15 protein-coding genes are annotated in these 15,407 nt (G+C 59.4%); 11 read left to right on the forward strand and 4 right to left on the reverse strand.

Annotated elements, in window-relative coordinates:
• Nucleotides 1–65: 65 nt before the first annotated feature.
• Nucleotides 66–344 carry a GNAT family N-acetyltransferase gene (locus tag FHP24_RS16180; RefSeq protein ID WP_139677254.1) on the reverse strand — a complete coding sequence of 93 codons (279 nt, stop codon included), beginning with the start codon at nucleotides 342–344 and terminating at the stop codon, nucleotides 66–68.
• Between the two features lie 117 nt (nucleotides 345–461).
• Between FHP24_RS16180 and FHP24_RS16185 the strand changes: the two genes are divergently transcribed.
• Nucleotides 462–932, forward strand: a complete 471-nt coding sequence (locus FHP24_RS16185) for a paraquat-inducible protein A (RefSeq protein WP_139677255.1) — start codon at nucleotides 462–464, stop codon at nucleotides 930–932.
• Between the two features lie 63 nt (nucleotides 933–995).
• Here FHP24_RS16185 and sciP read toward each other — a convergent pair whose 3' ends face one another.
• Both sciP and FHP24_RS16195 read right to left on the reverse strand, forming a co-directional pair.
• Nucleotides 996–1,271 carry a CtrA inhibitor SciP gene (gene sciP, locus FHP24_RS16190; RefSeq protein ID WP_105414767.1) on the reverse strand — a complete coding sequence of 92 codons (276 nt, stop codon included), beginning with the start codon at nucleotides 1,269–1,271 and terminating at the stop codon, nucleotides 996–998.
• Between the two features lie 244 nt (nucleotides 1,272–1,515).
• Nucleotides 1,516–2,547 carry a DUF2793 domain-containing protein gene (locus tag FHP24_RS16195; RefSeq protein WP_180356027.1) on the reverse strand — a complete coding sequence of 344 codons (1,032 nt, stop codon included), beginning with the start codon at nucleotides 2,545–2,547 and terminating at the stop codon, nucleotides 1,516–1,518.
• Between the two features lie 248 nt (nucleotides 2,548–2,795).
• On the opposite strand from FHP24_RS16195, the gene FHP24_RS16200 reads away from it, so the two are divergent.
• From FHP24_RS16200 to FHP24_RS16215, 4 genes are read left to right on the forward strand one after another with little or no spacing between them, the layout of a single operon-like run.
• Nucleotides 2,796–4,049 (forward strand): sarcosine oxidase subunit beta family protein, encoded by a 1,254-nt coding sequence (locus FHP24_RS16200; RefSeq protein WP_139677257.1) that lies wholly within the window; start codon nucleotides 2,796–2,798, stop codon nucleotides 4,047–4,049.
• Nucleotides 4,050–4,057: 8 nt separating this feature from the next.
• Entirely contained in the window at nucleotides 4,058–4,330 is a 273-nt protein-coding gene (locus tag FHP24_RS16205) for a sarcosine oxidase subunit delta (protein WP_139677258.1), read from the forward strand.
• A complete protein-coding gene (locus FHP24_RS16210; protein WP_139677259.1) occupies nucleotides 4,327–7,284 on the forward strand; it encodes a sarcosine oxidase subunit alpha family protein in 2,958 nt (985 codons plus the stop codon). The genes FHP24_RS16205 and FHP24_RS16210 overlap by 4 nt, the downstream gene beginning before the upstream one ends.
• A gap of 6 nt (nucleotides 7,285–7,290) precedes the next feature.
• Complete coding sequence (locus tag FHP24_RS16215) at nucleotides 7,291–7,842, forward strand: sarcosine oxidase subunit gamma (RefSeq protein WP_139677260.1); 552 nt, start codon at nucleotides 7,291–7,293, stop codon at nucleotides 7,840–7,842.
• Nucleotides 7,843–7,845: 3 nt separating this feature from the next.
• Here FHP24_RS16215 and FHP24_RS16220 read toward each other — a convergent pair whose 3' ends face one another.
• The gene (locus FHP24_RS16220) at nucleotides 7,846–8,112 is read right to left on the reverse strand and encodes a hypothetical protein (RefSeq protein ID WP_139677261.1); all 267 of its coding nucleotides are present in this window, start codon (nucleotides 8,110–8,112) and stop codon (nucleotides 7,846–7,848) included.
• Nucleotides 8,113–8,318: 206 nt separating this feature from the next.
• Here FHP24_RS16220 and FHP24_RS16225 point away from each other — a divergent pair, with 206 nt between their 5' ends.
• From FHP24_RS16225 to FHP24_RS16250, 6 genes are all read left to right on the forward strand, one after another.
• Nucleotides 8,319–10,745, forward strand: coding sequence for a GcvT family protein (locus FHP24_RS16225; protein WP_139677262.1), 2,427 nt, complete (start codon nucleotides 8,319–8,321; stop codon nucleotides 10,743–10,745).
• Nucleotides 10,746–11,013: 268 nt separating this feature from the next.
• Nucleotides 11,014–11,916: a branched-chain amino acid ABC transporter permease gene (locus FHP24_RS16230; protein ID WP_139677263.1), complete on the forward strand. Its 903-nt coding sequence runs from the start codon at nucleotides 11,014–11,016 to the stop codon at nucleotides 11,914–11,916.
• A gap of 37 nt (nucleotides 11,917–11,953) precedes the next feature.
• On the forward strand, nucleotides 11,954–13,306 hold the full coding sequence (gene livM, locus FHP24_RS16235; protein WP_394344640.1) for a high-affinity branched-chain amino acid ABC transporter permease LivM: 1,353 nt from the start codon (nucleotides 11,954–11,956) through the stop codon (nucleotides 13,304–13,306).
• Entirely contained in the window at nucleotides 13,306–14,184 is an 879-nt protein-coding gene (locus FHP24_RS16240) for an ABC transporter ATP-binding protein (protein WP_139677265.1), read from the forward strand. The genes livM and FHP24_RS16240 overlap by 1 nt, the downstream gene beginning before the upstream one ends.
• The gene (locus FHP24_RS16245; RefSeq protein ID WP_139677266.1) at nucleotides 14,184–14,912 is read left to right on the forward strand and encodes an ABC transporter ATP-binding protein; all 729 of its coding nucleotides are present in this window, start codon (nucleotides 14,184–14,186) and stop codon (nucleotides 14,910–14,912) included. The genes FHP24_RS16240 and FHP24_RS16245 overlap by 1 nt, the downstream gene beginning before the upstream one ends.
• 39 nt (nucleotides 14,913–14,951) lie before the next feature.
• On the forward strand, nucleotides 14,952–15,305 hold the full coding sequence (locus FHP24_RS16250) for a DUF6867 family protein (RefSeq protein WP_139677267.1): 354 nt from the start codon (nucleotides 14,952–14,954) through the stop codon (nucleotides 15,303–15,305).
• Nucleotides 15,306–15,407 lie beyond the last annotated feature (102 nt).

Below are 15,407 nucleotides of genomic sequence, written 5' to 3' on the forward strand. Positions count from 1 at the left end.
CCATTTTCTGTACGGCTGCAGATTATCCGGCCGCAGCATCTCCCGCTTTGAAACGGCGGGGTGATTTATTTGATGACATCCTGCCATTCGGGATGACGCTCGACCTGGGCCTTGAAGAACGGGCAGAGCGGAATGATCTTCCAACCGCCCTCACGCGCATCCTCGACTGCAAATTTTGCCAGAGCCTGGCCGACGCCCTTGCCGCGCAAGGCATCCGGTACGCCGGTGTGATCGATGATGACCAGTTGCGGCGAGGTGCGGGAATAGGTCATTTCCGCCTCATGTCCTTCGACGGTGGCGGCATATCTTCCGCCTGACGGCTTTTCTTCGCGATTGATTTCCATTTCGGCCTCGTTTGTGATCGCATTCAGGTCTCCGCTTGGAGCATAACCCGATTTGCGCCATGGTATGAAGGTTCGTCTTTGACGAAACATTCGAGGCAGTTTTTTCAGGGAGTTTGCTTGAGCCGGATTGTACCGTTTTCGATCCTCGGCCTGTCAGCGGTGCTGCTCGCACTCGGGGTAACCTTGCCGATCATGCGGTTCGAGCAGCTTTACTTTTTCAGCAACGAGCCATCGCTGCTTCAATTGGTCGGCGAGTTGTGGTCGGATGGCAGCGCGGGACTGGCCATTGCCGTCTGTGCATTCTCGCTGGTGTTTCCGGCCGCAAAACTGATCGTGCTGGCTGCGGAAGTGGTGGCGGGAGATGCCCGGTCCGGGGTTCTCCACCGTGCCATGCCGCATCTTTCCAGATGGTCGATGATGGACGTCATGCTTGTGGCGATCGTCATCTTCGCGGCAAAGACCAGCGGTCTTGCGACAGCCGTCACCCTTCCCGGTTTCTGGTGTTATGCGGCGTCTGCCGTGATTGCGGCCATCTTTCCCTCTGTGGTCAAACTGGGAAAGACGGATCGGCAATCGGAAAAGGGATAAAACAAAGGATGCCGCGACCTTGGTCACAGCACCCCGCAACGGGTGGCTTTTCGCCGGATGCGCCTAGTGGCGGTACTGCTGGATACGCGTCGTACGCAGGCCGGCAAGGCCATGATCATTGATCGACGACTGCCAGGAGAGGAATTCTTCGACGGTAAGCGTATAACGGTCGCAGGCTTCCTCCAAGCTCAACAAGCCACCGCGAACAGCCGCGACAACCTCTGCTTTACGACGGATAACCCACCGGCGCGTATTGGCCGGCGGAAGGTCCGCAATCGTAAGCGGGCTGCCATCGGGGCCGATGACATATTTAACTCGTGGACGGATCATTTCGGTCATTGGAACTCTCTACACAACACAAGACCACGCCAATGAGCCTAGTCCGGCAGTTTTAACATTTGACTAAACAGGTTCGGCAAATGTGACCTAACTCGCAAAGGTCGTATTTTTTGGCTGTTGCAGCCCCGGATCCCCTGCAAAATAAGGCCGGCAGGGGAGGGGGAGAGATGGAATTACCGTGTTTGGACGGCTCTCGCTGTGCGATATTGGCACGGGTGCTCGATCATTTTTTGAAGTTTTTTCGCTAAATCATTGCCAGGGAAAGGATAGTTCCTGTTGCGCCTGCATTGATCGTGGCGGAACCGGAATGGGTGAATGTCAGCGTATCCCCTTGTTGCAATTGAGCGATAGCCGAAGAGGACAGCGTGGTGGCATTTCCGGCCGAACCGGCCAATGTCAGCACGGCAGAACTACCATTGCGCGAAACTGTCACACCATAAGCGGCGGATGCCGTGGCCACCGATAGGGTGAGGGCGAGAAGGTAGAGGCCGGTTGCAGGCACGACGAGCGTATTACCGCCACCGGCGACCGCGGAGCCGAGGGTGAAGCCGCCCTGGTTCACCGCGAAGGCCGATACGCCGCTCTGCTGCCCGGCTGTTGGAGTGAAACTCGTGCCGCTACGATAGACGCGCGCTGCGGGCTGGTTGGGTTTCGAGACGCGACCCGCACCATCGATCGCAAGGCCGGTCTTCCATTCGCTGCCATTGCTGACCTTGATGGAAAAATCGGTGTTTCCAGCCAGTCCCATTTCTGCGTGGCCGGTCCAGCCCGACTGGAACAGCAGCGTCGCGGTATCAGTCGCCGCCGCCTTGTTGACCTTGATCTGGTGGCTGTTGCCTGCGTGATTGAAAAGGCTGGCGGGAGAAGAAACCGAAATCCTGTTGGTGTCGTCGGCCGTGGCAGAGACGCCGAGGGTTGTAACGCCGGCATTTTCCGGCAGAGGCAGATCCTCCCATCCCGACCCGTTAAAGACCTTCAGTCGGCCGCTGTTTTCGAACCAGGCGCGCCAGCCGGCCTGAGGTGTCACATAGGCCCAGTAATCATCCTGCCAGATCGCGATCTGGCCGGCGCGACCGGCCCATGAACCCGTGGGGGCCGAAGCGATGACGAAGCGATCTCCCGGTTGGGGCGTGCTCGCAGGGCTGCCGCGCTCCTCGACGACGGACAGATGGACGATCGCGTCCAGCAGCAGCAGCGCCTGATTATGGGTTACGTGCTTCTGCGCCTGCGAGGGCATGATGAAGGGCATTTTCAGATTTGTGCTGCGGTCGCTCATGGTCATCTCCGGTAATCGTTTCTGCCGGATTTTATCGCCGTGTTCGGCATGTGGGGACGAAGTTGAGGTCAAGCTATTGAAAGCACTGAGGCGAGCTTGCTATTCATCCCCGCGGTTCTGCGTCGTATCGGCGCAACAGCCTGACGATGCAGGGAAAGTTGTCGCAAACAGGTCGGTCGATGTCCTGATTGCGCTTGTCCTTTCCCATGCATATGCGAAGGTGGGCCGGGCATGAACGGGACGGATGGATGCGGTATTCGGCATATTCGATCATCAAGCAGGCGCTTTCGGGCAACCGGTTGTGGACGCCGGCATGGCGTGAACCGGAGCCGAAACCGCATTACGATGTAATCATCGTCGGCGGCGGCGGGCATGGCCTTTCGACGGCCTATTATCTCGCCAAGGAATTCGGCATCACCAACATAGCGGTGCTGGAAAAAGGCTATATCGGCTCCGGCAATGTCGGCCGGAATACGACGATCATCCGTTCAAACTATCTGCTCGAAGGCAATATCCCTTTCTACGAATTTTCGCTGAAGCTCTGGGAGGGGCTGGAGCAGGATTTCAACTACAATGCCATGGTCAGCCAGCGCGGCGTGATGATGCTGGCACATTCCGACGGGCAGCGTGACGCCTATGCACGGCGCGGCAACGCTATGCGCATGCACGGCGTCGATGCGGAATTGCTCGATCGCAAGCAGCTTCAAACGCTGATGCCCTATCTCAATTACGACCATGCCCGTTTCCCGATCCTGGCCGGCCTGTTGCAGAAACGCGGCGGAACCGTCCGCCACGACGCGGTCGCCTGGGGTTATGCGCGCGGTGCCGACATGCGGGGCGTCGATATCATCCAGCATTGCGAGGTGAATGCCATCCGCCGTGACGAGCAGGGGCGGGTGACTGGCGTCGAAACCAACAAGGGGTTCATCGGCTGCAACAAGCTGGCGCTGGCGACTGCCGGCCACTCATCCGAGACCGCCCGCATGGCCGGGCTGGAACTGCCGATCGAAACCCATGTGCTGCAGGCCTTCGTCTCGGAAGGGATCAAACCGGTGGTCGATCATGTGATCGTCTACGGCGCCGGGCATTTCTACATTTCGCAGTCGGACAAGGGCGGCTTGGTCTTCGGTGCGGATATCGATTATTATTCGTCCTACGCCCAGCGCGGCAATCTCGCGACTGTCGAACATACGATGGAGGAGGGCGTTTCGCTCATCCCCGGCCTGTCGCGCGGCAAGGTTTTGCGCGCCTGGGGCGGTGTCATGGACATGTCTATGGACGGTTCGCCGATCATCGATCGTACGCCGATCGACAATCTCTACCTCAATGCGGGATGGTGTTACGGCGGGTTCAAGGCGACACCCGCCTCGGGCTTCTGCTTCGCGCACCTGATTGCCAAGAACGAGAGCCACCATGTTTCGCGCTTCCTGCGGCTCGACCGCTTCGAGCGCGGCCACATGATCGACGAAGCGGGCAAAGGCCCCCAGCCGAACATTCATTGAGATAGACCATGGCAAGCCTCATTACCTGTCCGCATTGCGGGACCAGACCCAAGGAAGAGTTCTCCATCCGCGGCACGGCGCTTGGACGACCGCATCCGGCCGTGAGCGAGGAAGACTGGCATCGGTATGTCTATCTTCGCGACAATCCAAAGGGGCGTTATCAGGAATACTGGCACCATGCCGCCGGCTGCCGCCGCTGGCTGGTCGTCGACCGTGATAACGTGACCCATGATGTGTTCGGCGTAACCGATGCTGCAACGTTCGGGAGGGTCGGCGAATGACCTCCTATCGTCTCGGTAATGCGGGCAGCGTCAATCGCGGCCAGCCGCTGACTTTCACCTTCGACGGCAAAAACTACAAGGGTTTCGAGGGCGATACGCTCGCCTCGGGGCTGCTGGCCAATGACCAGATGCTGATGGGCCGCAGCTTCAAGTATCACCGCCCGCGCGGGCCGGTGACGGCGGGCTCTTCCGAGCCGAACGCGCTGATGACGATCGGCACCGGGGCACGCTCCGAGCCGAACGTGCGGGCGACCGTTGCCGAACTCTACAATGGACTGACTGCCGTCAGTCAGAACCGCTGGCCGTCGCTGACATTCGACGTGGGTGCGGTGAACGGCCTGCTTTCGCCGATGCTGGGCGCGGGGTTCTACTACAAGACCTTCATGTGGCCGGCAGCGCTTTGGGAAAAGCTTTATGAACCGGTAATCCGCCGGGCGGCTGGTCTCGGCAAGCTGGCGATGCAGGCCGATCCTGACCGTTATGAAAAATCCTGGGCGCATTGCGATCTGCTGGTTATCGGCTCCGGGCCGACGGGCCTGATGGCGGCGCTTGCCGCCGGGCGTGCCGGTGCGCGGGTCATTCTCGTGGATGAAGGGTTCCGGCTTGGTGGCTCTCTGCTGTCCGAAAGCGCTTCTATCGGCGGCGTTTCCCCTGCCGATTTTGCCGCTGCGATGATCGAAGAGCTGGAAGCGCTTCCCAATGTTACGCTGATGCCGCGCACGACCGTGTTCGGCTGGTATGACGACATGGTGTTCGGCGCGGTCGAACGGGTGCAGAAACATGTCGGCACGCCATCGCCGGACCTGCCGATGGAGCGCCTGTGGCGGATCGCGGCCAAGCGCGCCATTCTGGCAACCGGCTCGGAAGAGCGGCCGCTGGTTTTCGGCGGCAATGACAAGCCGGGCGTGATGACGGCGAGCGCTGTGCGAACCTATGCCAACCGTTACGGCGTGGCGGCTGGCGGCAAGATCGCCGTCTTCACCAATGGCGGATCGGGTTACCGGACTGCTGCGGATCTTGTGGCCGCCGGTGTCGATGTCACTGCAATCATCGATGCCCGGGCGCAGTCTGCGGATGCCGTTCCGGACAATGTGCGGGTGATCCGCAATGGTGCGGTAGTCAGCACCAAGGGGCGCAAGCGTCTCGAAGCGCTGATTGCCGAGCGCTCAGGTTTTCAAGAGCAGATCGCCTGCGATGCGCTCGCCATGGCTGGCGGCTGGTCGCCTATCGTGCATCTGATGTGCCAGCGCGGTGCCAAGCCGGTCTGGTCCGACGAGGCCCAGGCCTTCCTGGCGCCGGATGTCGGTGCGGCTTTCATCGCCGCCGGTTCTGCCGCAGGGCAGGACAGGATTTCGGCCTGCCTGAAAGACGGTGCGACGAAGGCCGTGGCGCTTGCACGCGAACTCGGCTTTGCAGCTTATGAAATGAACATTCCCGAGGTGGAAGGCGAATACGATCCCGCCTTCGCGCCGATCTGGTATGTGCCGGGGGCCAGGGACAAGGCCTTTGTCGATTTCCAGAACGACGTGGCGGTAAGCGATCTCGGGCTCGCCCAGCGCGAAGGTTTTCGCCATATCGAACACACCAAGCGTTATACGACCGCTGGCATGGCGACCGATCAGGGCAAGCTCGGAAACGTTGCGACGATCGGCATCGTTGCCGGCATGCGGGGCGTGTCGCCCGCTGCGATCGGCACGACGACCTTCCGGCCTTTCTACACACCCGTCTCCTTCGGCGCGTTGGCGGGAACATCGCGCAGCGAACATGCGGCACCTGTTAGAACCTCGCCGCTGCACGACTGGGCGAAAAAGAACGGTGCGACCTTTGTCGAAGCCGGCCTTTGGCATCGCTCTGCCTGGTTCCCGCGGGAAGGCGAGAAGGGCTGGCGCGACAGCGTCGATCGCGAAGTCAAGAATGTTCGCCGCAATGCCGGGCTCTGCGATGTCTCGACGCTCGGCAAGATCGAGATCTTCGGCAAGGGGGCTGCGGAATTTCTCAACCGCATCTATTGCAACAATTTTCTCAAGCTGCCGGTCGGAAAGGCACGTTACGGGCTGATGCTGCGCGAGGACGGGATGATCTTCGACGACGGTACGACCAGCCGGCTTTCCGAAACCCACTATGTGATGACCACGACAACGGCCTATGCGGCCGAGGTGATGTCGCATCTGGAATTTGCCAGCCAAACCTTCTGGCCGGAACTCGACGTCCGTTTCGTTTCCTCGACCGATCAGTGGGCGCAGATGTCGCTCGCCGGCCCCAAGGCGAGGGCGATCATCAGCCGCGTCGTGGAAGACGATATTTCCGATGCTGCCTTCCCGTATCTGGCAGCAAAACCGGTGACGCTTCGCGGAGGCCTCAAGGCTCGGCTGTTCCGCATCTCGTTTTCGGGCGAACTGGCCTTTGAACTTGCCGTTCCCGCCGGTTATGGCGAGGCGGTTGCGGATGCGCTTATGGAGGCCGGCAAGGACGAGGGAATCTGCGCCTATGGCGTCGAGGCCCTCAACGTATTGCGCATCGAAAAAGGCTTCATCACCCATAACGAGATCGACGGCCGCACGACACCCGATGATCTCGGTTACGGCCGGATGTTGGCGATGCAGAAAGCGGATTTCATCGGCAAAAGGCAGTCCAGCCGGTTCGGCCTGACCGCCGCAGACCGCATGCAGCTCGTCGGCCTGAAGCCGGTGGAAGTGGACAAGGAATTCATGGCGGGTGCTCATCTCCTGAAGGAGGGGGCCACGCCCTCAATGGCCAATGATCAGGGCTGGGTATCATCCGTCTGTCATTCGCCGACGCTCGGCCACGTCATCGGTCTCGCGATGCTGAAATCCGGCCGCGAACGTTATGGCGAAAAAATCGTCGTCTGGGACGGGTTGCGCGGAAAAGAAGTGGCGGCGGCAGTCTGCCCGCCCGTTTTCGCCGATCCAGACAACCGCAAGCTCCAGGAGTAGGCCGCCATGTCGCTCACTCTTTTTCACCAGCATGTGCTGGAAGATCATCTTTCGGGCTTCGAGGCCAAGGCCAATCCGAACCACCTGGCGGCGATCCGTCGTCCCGCGATCTTTTCCGTGCTGGCGCATCGCGGCCACGAGGTTTTCGTGAAAAGCGGTCTCGCTTCGATCGAAGGCGTTCAGGTGCGCGATTGCGCGCCTGGCGAATGGCTGGTCGTCTCGACGGGTCTGGGGGCGGTGGTGATGGAAAATACGCTGGCCGAGATCGCCGGTGCCTCCGTCATCGACCAGAGCGACGGGCGGGCGTTGCTTCGCATTCACGGGCCGAATGTGCGCAGAATACTGGCGAAATGCGTGGCGGTGGATCTGCACCCCGACGGTTTCGCCGTCGGTACATCCACCAACATGCTGTGCTGCCATGTGGCGGTCAACCTGGCCCGTAGCGGAGGCGATACGTTCGAGATCGTCGTTCCCCGCTCTTTTTGCGGTTCGGTATTCGAAGAAATAATGGAAATGGGACGTGAGTTTGCGCTGACCGCTGCATTTGCGGATAGCTGAGTTTCAGTAGCTGTCCCGCACGAAGTACCACAGAGCTTTTTCCGGTGTGGCCGGCAGGACGAGGTCCGGGCGTCTTTCAAGCGCCGGAACGAGCGCCTGCAGGCCCTCCACGCGGCTCAGAAGGTCGATATAGCCGGGTGCCTGATCCTCGGCGAAATCGCGGCAGAAGCCGTGGATGACGCCGAATTCGATCGTCTTTCTCGGCGTGATGTCCCGCGCCTCGGCCAGAACATTGCCAACCAGTTCGTCGAAACTCAGTACGGTCTTCATGGTGCGGCCCCTTTGTTTGTTGGCGCTCATGAAACCCTATACGCAACCGTCGCAGAATAAGTTTCAGCCATTCGATCGAAATGGCGCGAACCGAACACTGACTATGTCGGAAACGACAAATCCTGCTTCGCAGAACAGCCTATTGGCTGCGGATCAGACACTCTAGGCTCGCTCACATCTTTCGTTTTTCCCACCGGAGAATTTGAATGAAGAGCCATGCCCGGGTTGTCGTGATCGGCGGCGGTGTCGTCGGATGTTCCATCCTCTATCACCTGACCAAATTCGGCTGGACCGACGTGGTTCTGGTCGAGCGCTCCGAACTCACTTCCGGCTCCACCTGGCATGCGGCGGGCGGCATGCACACGATCAACGGCGATCCGAACGTCGCCAAGCTGCAGAAATATACGGTCGAACTCTACAAGGAGATCGAGGAATATTCCGGCCAGGATATAGGGCTGCACATGACCTCCGGCCTGATGCTGGCGGCAACCAACGAGCGGTTCGACTGGTTCAAGTCGCTGTTGGCCAAGGGTAAATATGCAAATGGCGAGGCGCGGCTGGTGTCGGTCGAGGAAGCGCATGCGATGATGCCGCTGCTTGACCCGAAGGAATTCGTCGGTGCCGTGTTCGATCCGCATGAGGGCCATCTCGACCCTTATGGAACGACGCATGCCTATGCGAAATCGGCGAAGAAGAACGGCGCTGAGATTTATCTGCATACCAAGGTCGATGAACTGATCCAGCTGCCGGACGGCTTGTGGCGGGTCATCACCGACAAGGGCGAAATCCGCGCAGAGCACGTGGTCAACGCTGCCGGGCTCTGGGCGCGTGAGGTCGGCCGCATGGTTGGGCTCGAACTGCCGGTACTTGCCATGGAGCATATGTACCTGATCACCGAGGACATGCCCGAAGTCATCGACTTCAACAAGACCGCCGGCCGCGAGCTGATGCATTGCGTCGATTTCGACGGCGAGATCTATATCCGCCAGGAACGCAACGGCATGCTGATGGGCACCTATGAAAAGGACTGCCGCCCGTGGTCGCCGATCGAAACGCCGTGGACCTTCGGCCACGAGCTGCTGGCCGAGGATATCGAGCGGATTTCCGGCGAGCTGGAAGTCGGTTTCCGGCATTTCCCGGCCTTCAACAATGCCGGTATCAAGACGATCATCAACGGCCCCTTCACCTTCTCGCCGGACGGCAATCCGCTGGTGGGACCGGTTCGCGGCATGACGAATTTCTGGTCGGCCTGCGCGGTCATGGCGGGCTTTTCCCAGGGCGGCGGCGTCGGTCTGGCGCTGGCGCAGTGGATCATCAACGTCGATCCGGGTTTTGACGTTTTCGCCATGGATGTCTGCCGTTACGGCGATTACGCGACGCTCGGTTATACCAATGCCAAGGTGCGCGAAAATTACTCTCGCCGTTTCTCGATCCGTTATCCGAACGAGGAATTGCCGGGCGCACGTCCGCTTCTGACCACGCCGATCTACGACAAGCTGAAGGCGGCCGGTGCCGTGTTCGGCGCATCCTACGGGCTGGAAACGCCCCTGTGGTTTGCGCCCGAAGGTGTGGAGGACGCATTTTCGTGGCGGCGCTCGACCGATTTCGAGCATGTCGGAAACGAAGCGAAAGTCGTGCGCGCCTCTGTCGGCATGATGGAAACCTCGGGTTTCGCCAAATATCTGATTGCCGGCGAGGGCGCGCGCAACTGGCTGGATGGCATTTTGGCGGGCAGGATTCCGCCGGAAGGCCGCATGGCGCTGACGCCGATGCTGAACGAGGCCGGCAAGCTGATCGGCGATTTCACGCTGGCGGCGCTGGAAGACGAGGAATTCCTGCTGATCGGCTCCGGCATTGCCGAGGATTATCACATGCGCTGGTTCGACCAGCATCTGCCCGAGGATGGCTCGGTCGAGGTCGATGCGCTCAATCTGGGCCTGCTGGGGCTTTCCGTCGCCGGGCCGAAGGCGCGCGAGGTGCTGCAGAAGCTGACGCATCTCGATCTGTCGGATGCCGCGATGCCGTTCATGGCGGTTCGAGAACTCGATCTGGGCATGGCGCCGGTCATTCTCGGCCGCGTCAGTTATACCGGCGATCTCGGTTACGAGATATGGATGAAGCCGGAATACCAGCGTTATCTGTTCGATCTCATCATGGAGGCCGGTGCCGAATTCGGTATTTCGCTTTTCGGTCTGCGGGCACTTAATGCCCTTCGCGTCGAAAAATCCTTCGGCAGCTGGTCGCGCGAATATCGTCCGCTCTACGGGCCGCTGGAAGCCGGGCTTGGCCGGTTCATTTCCTATAACAAGCCGGCCGACTTCATCGGCAAGCAGGCGGCGCTCGACGAAAAGGCGTCGGGCGGCACGATGCGGCTCGTCACCTTGATCGTCGCGGCCGGGGATGCGGACGTCATCGGCGACGAGCCGATCTCGCTTGACGGAGAGGTGAAGGGATGGGTCACTTCGGGCGGTTATGCCCATGCGTCGGGTGTGTCTGTTGCCATGGGCTATGTGCCCAGGGAGATCGCCGAGGTGGCTGACGGGTGGCAGATCGAGATACTGGGAGACATGCTTTCCGCGCGTCTGCAGCCAGTGGCACTGTTTGACTCGAATGGTTCGCGAATGCGCTCTTGATAGTTGTAAACTCTATAGAAAATCAGCGGTTGGAAACAGCGTTTTTGCACGTCAAAAATGCTTGTTTTCTGTGAAGTTGATGCCGCATTTCTGGCATTTTTGGGCGTAATTGCGCCATCGCGGGCAAAAGCTCGTGAAAATTGATCTGCCTCTTTCTTTTGCACTTCACATTTTTAAGGAAACGGATAGGAATCAAAAAAATTGAAGATCCCATAAGGTCTTCGAAAGAATGGTGCGGCCGCTAAAGGACCGCATTAGGGGAAAATATATGGAATACTTTATCCAGCAGCTCATCAACGGGCTGACTCTCGGATCCATCTATGGCCTCGTCGCAATCGGCTATACGATGGTTTACGGCATCATCGGCATGATCAACTTCGCCCATGGCGATATTTTCATGCTCGGCGGCTTTGCCGCCCTGATCATCTTCCTGATCCTGACGTCCTTTTTCGCCGGCATACCGGTCGCGCTGCTGCTGCTGCTGATGTTGCTGGTCGGCATGCTGATGACGGGTCTGTGGAACTGGACGATCGAGCGTGTGGCCTATCGGCCTTTGCGCGGATCCTTCCGTCTTGCGCCGTTGATCACCGCGATCGGCATGTCGATCGCGCTGTCGAACTTCATTCAGGTGACGCAGGGGCCGCGCAACAAGCCGATCCCGCCACTGGTGACCGATACCTACCATTTTGGTGATATCACCATTTCGCTGAAGCAGATCCTGATCGTTGTGATCACCTCGATTCTGCTGTTCGCCTTCTGGTATATCGTCAACAAGACACCGCTCGGCCGCGCGCAACGTGCCACGGAGCAGGATCGCAAGATGGCGGCGCTGCTCGGCGTCGATGTCGACAAGACGATCTCGATCACCTTCATCATGGGTGCAGCCCTCGCGGCGGTCGCCGGTGCGATGTACCTGATGTATTACGGTGTCGCATCGTTCAACGACGGGTTCATTCCGGGCGTCAAGGCGTTCACCGCGGCCGTTCTCGGCGGTATCGGCTCGTTGCCGGGCGCTGTTCTCGGCGGGCTTTTGATCGGCCTGATCGAAAGCCTCTGGTCGGCCTATTTCTCGATCGCCTACAAAGACGTCGCAACCTTCGCCATCCTTGCCATCGTGCTGATCTTCAAGCCGACCGGCATTCTCGGCCGTCCGGAAGTGGAGAAGGTCTGATATGGCTTACACCACGGAAAACAACCAATCCGGCCTGATGGCAAAAGCTATCAAGGAAGGCATTTTCGCGGGCTTGATCGCGTTCGGCATGTTCCTCCTGTTCGTCGGAATCGAGACCTATCAGGATATCAACAACCAGCTGGTCTGGCGCACGCGCTGGGGTCTGCTTGCCGTCTTCGTGGCCGTCGCCGCTATTGGCCGCTTCGTGACGGTCGGCTTCATCAAGCCGCATCTCGACGCCCGCAAGCTTGCCAAGGCAAAGACCGGCGTCCTGGAAATCTCTGACAAGAAGAGCTTCTTCCACAGGCATTTCCTCAAGATCGCGCTGGTCTTCCTGCTTTGCTATCCCTTCCTGGCGATGCTGATTGTCGGCCGCCAGGGCTCGCTGAAATATGTCGACAATTTCGGCATCCAGATCCTCATCTACGTGATGCTTGCCTGGGGCCTTAATATTGTCGTCGGCCTCGCAGGCCTGCTCGATCTTGGATATGTCGCCTTCTATGCGGTGGGTGCCTATTCCTACGCGCTGCTGTCGTCCTATTTCGGCTTTTCGTTCTGGCTGCTTCTGCCGATGGCCGGCATTCTGGCCGCACTCTGGGGTGTTATTCTCGGTTTTCCGGTGTTGAGATTGCGAGGCGACTATCTGGCGATCGTGACGCTGGCCTTCGGTGAAATCATCCGGCTGGTGCTGATCAACTGGACGGACGTTACCCGCGGCACGTTCGGCGTCTCGGGCATCGCCAAAGCGTCGTTCTTCGGTATCTGGTCGTTTGACGTCGGGGCCGCGAACAACTTCAACAAGGCCTGGGGACTTCCGTCGTCCTCAGTCTATTACAAGATGTTCCTGTTCTACATCATCCTGGCGCTCTGCATGCTGACGGCCTATGTCACGATCCGCCTGCGCCGCATGCCGATCGGCCGCGCCTGGGAAGCTTTGCGCGAGGACGAGATTGCCTGCCGCTCGCTCGGCATCAACACCGTCACCACCAAGCTGACGGCCTTCGCCACAGGCGCGATGTTCGGCGGTTTTGCCGGCTCGTTCTTTGCCGCCCGTCAGGGTTTCGTGTCTCCAGAAAGCTTCGTCTTCCTGGAATCGGCCGTCATCCTTGCCATCGTCGTTCTCGGCGGCATGGGTTCGCTCACAGGCATCGCCATTGCGGCGGTCGTCATGGTCGGCGGTACGGAATTGCTGCGCGAGATGGAATTCCTCAAGCATATCTTCGGGCCTGACTTCACGCCTGAGCTCTACCGCATGCTGCTGTTCGGACTGGCGATGATCATCGTCATGTTGTTCAAGCCGCGTGGCTTTGTCGGCACCCGTGAACCGACGGCCTTCCTCAAGGAGAGAAAAGCTGTCTCCGGCAGCTTCACCAAGGAAGGCCACGGCTGATGACGACCGGGACCACGACAATGACAAAAGAAACGATCCTCAAGGTCGAACACCTGTCGATGAAGTTCGGTGGCCTGATGGCGATCAACGACTTCTCTTTTGAAGCCAAGCGCGGCGAAATCACCGCGCTGATCGGCCCGAACGGTGCCGGCAAGACCACGGTGTTCAACTGCATCACCGGCTTCTACAAGCCGACCATGGGCATGATCACGCTGTCGCGCAGCAACGGCAAGGAGCTTCTGCTCGAGCGCCTGCGCGACTTCGAGATCAACAAGGTGGCGGGTGTCTCCCGTACCTTCCAGAATATCCGGCTGTTTTCCGGCCTGACTGTTCTGGAAAACCTGTTGGTGGCGCAGCATAACGTGCTGATGAAGGCCTCGGGTTACACGATCCTCGGTCTGCTTGGTCTGCCGACCTACAAGAATGCTGCCAAGGCTGCGATCGAGAAGGCAGAATACTGGCTGAACAAGGCCGATCTGACCGACCGTGCCGACGATCCGGCGGGTGACCTTTCCTACGGTGCGCAGCGCCGTCTGGAAATCGCCCGCGCGATGTGCACCAGCCCGGAATTGCTCTGCCTGGACGAGCCGGCCGCGGGTCTCAATCCCAAGGAGTCGCTGACGCTCAACGCACTTTTGCGCGACATCCGTGACGAGGGCACCTCGCTGCTGTTGATCGAGCACGACATGTCGGTGGTCATGGAGATTTCCGACCATGTCGTCGTTCTGGAATATGGCCAGAAGATTTCCGACGGCACGCCGGATCATGTGAAAAACGACCCGAGGGTGATTGCTGCCTATCTCGGCGTCGAGGATGATGAAGTTGAAGAAATCGAGGAAAAGCTCGACAAGGGCATTATCGAAGAGGGGGCCGTCTGATGGCCGGTGAAACCCTCCTGAAGGTCCAGGGTGTCGAGACCTATTACGGCAATATCCGCGCCCTTTCCGGCGTCGATGTCGAGGTCAACAAGGGTGAGATCGTCAGCCTGATCGGCGCCAACGGCGCCGGCAAATCGACGCTGATGATGACTATCTGCGGCTCGCCGCAGGCGAAGAACGGCCAGGTCATCTTCGACGGCGAGGATATCACCAAGCTTCCGACGCATCTGATCGCCCGCAAGCGCATCGCCCAGTCACCGGAAGGCCGACGCATCTTTCCGCGCATGACCGTGCTGGAAAACCTGCAGATGGGCGCCAATCTCGACAACCTGAAATATTTCAAGGAAGACGTCGAGAAAGTGTTCGTGATGTTCCCGCGCCTGAAAGAGCGCCAGAGCCAACGCGGCGGCACGCTTTCGGGCGGCGAACAGCAGATGCTGTCGATCGGCCGTGCGCTGATGTCGCGTCCGAAACTGCTTCTTCTGGACGAGCCCTCGCTTGGTCTCGCGCCGCTGATCGTCAAGGGCATTTTCGAGGCGATCAAGACGCTCAATAAGGAGGAGGGACTGACCGTCTTCCTCGTCGAGCAGAACGCATTCGCGGCGCTGAAACTGTCGGACCGCGCCTATGTCATGGTCAACGGCAAGGTCACGATGAGCGGTTCGGGCAGGGAGTTGCTTGCCAATCCGGAAGTCCGTGCTGCCTATCTCGAAGGGGGCCGACATTGAGCATGATCACTATCTTCACGGCGAGCGGGAGTAACTAGGATGCAGGGCCTGTTTTTCGAAACGGATACCGTGGTTCGTTATTTCCTGCGTGGCATCGTGCTGCTGCTCGGTTTCTGGACTGCATGGCGTTCCGGCAAGGCGGCGGCCGAGGGTTGGAACGGCTATCGCGAAGTCGTGATCTATGCGGTTCTGCTCGCCGCCGCCATGCAGTTCCTGCACTATGCGCTGTTCCAGGGGCCGTTCATCAACGCCTTCTACTTCATTCTGGACCTCATTCTCCTGTTCGGCTTTGCACTGGCGGGCTTCCGCATCCGGCGCACCCGGCAGATGGTTCAGAATTACTACTGGCTCTACGAGCCAACCTCCGCATTTTCGTGGAGGAAGAAAGATTGACAGCCGGTCTTTTCTGAATTCAGATCGGTTTGGGCAAACATAATAATACACCAAAAGGTGGAACATCTTTCCGGCGCAGTGATGGTGGGTATTGCGCTGGAT

It is taken from the genome of Aliirhizobium smilacinae (assembly GCF_006335145.1).
Classification (GTDB): Bacteria; Pseudomonadota; Alphaproteobacteria; order Rhizobiales; family Rhizobiaceae; genus Neorhizobium; species Neorhizobium smilacinae.

Coding starts and splice junctions, on each gene's coding strand:
- FHP24_RS16180 (WP_139677254.1), bottom strand. CDS start 344: ATGGAAATCAATCGCGAAGAAAAGCCGTCAGGCGGAAGATATGCCGCC.
- sciP (WP_105414767.1), bottom strand. CDS start 1,271: ATGACCGAAATGATCCGTCCACGAGTTAAATATGTCATCGGCCCCGAT.
- FHP24_RS16195 (WP_180356027.1), bottom strand. CDS start 2,547: ATGAGCGACCGCAGCACAAATCTGAAAATGCCCTTCATCATGCCCTCG.
- FHP24_RS16200 (WP_139677257.1), top strand. CDS start 2,796: ATGCGGTATTCGGCATATTCGATCATCAAGCAGGCGCTTTCGGGCAAC.
- FHP24_RS16205 (WP_139677258.1), top strand. CDS start 4,058: ATGGCAAGCCTCATTACCTGTCCGCATTGCGGGACCAGACCCAAGGAA.
- FHP24_RS16210 (WP_139677259.1), top strand. CDS start 4,327: ATGACCTCCTATCGTCTCGGTAATGCGGGCAGCGTCAATCGCGGCCAG.
- FHP24_RS16215 (WP_139677260.1), top strand. CDS start 7,291: ATGTCGCTCACTCTTTTTCACCAGCATGTGCTGGAAGATCATCTTTCG.
- FHP24_RS16220 (WP_139677261.1), bottom strand. CDS start 8,112: ATGAAGACCGTACTGAGTTTCGACGAACTGGTTGGCAATGTTCTGGCC.
- FHP24_RS16225 (WP_139677262.1), top strand. CDS start 8,319: ATGAAGAGCCATGCCCGGGTTGTCGTGATCGGCGGCGGTGTCGTCGGA.
- FHP24_RS16230 (WP_139677263.1), top strand. CDS start 11,014: ATGGAATACTTTATCCAGCAGCTCATCAACGGGCTGACTCTCGGATCC.
- livM (WP_394344640.1), top strand. CDS start 11,954: ATGGCAAAAGCTATCAAGGAAGGCATTTTCGCGGGCTTGATCGCGTTC.
- FHP24_RS16240 (WP_139677265.1), top strand. CDS start 13,306: ATGACGACCGGGACCACGACAATGACAAAAGAAACGATCCTCAAGGTC.
- FHP24_RS16245 (WP_139677266.1), top strand. CDS start 14,184: ATGGCCGGTGAAACCCTCCTGAAGGTCCAGGGTGTCGAGACCTATTAC.
- FHP24_RS16250 (WP_139677267.1), top strand. CDS start 14,952: ATGCAGGGCCTGTTTTTCGAAACGGATACCGTGGTTCGTTATTTCCTG.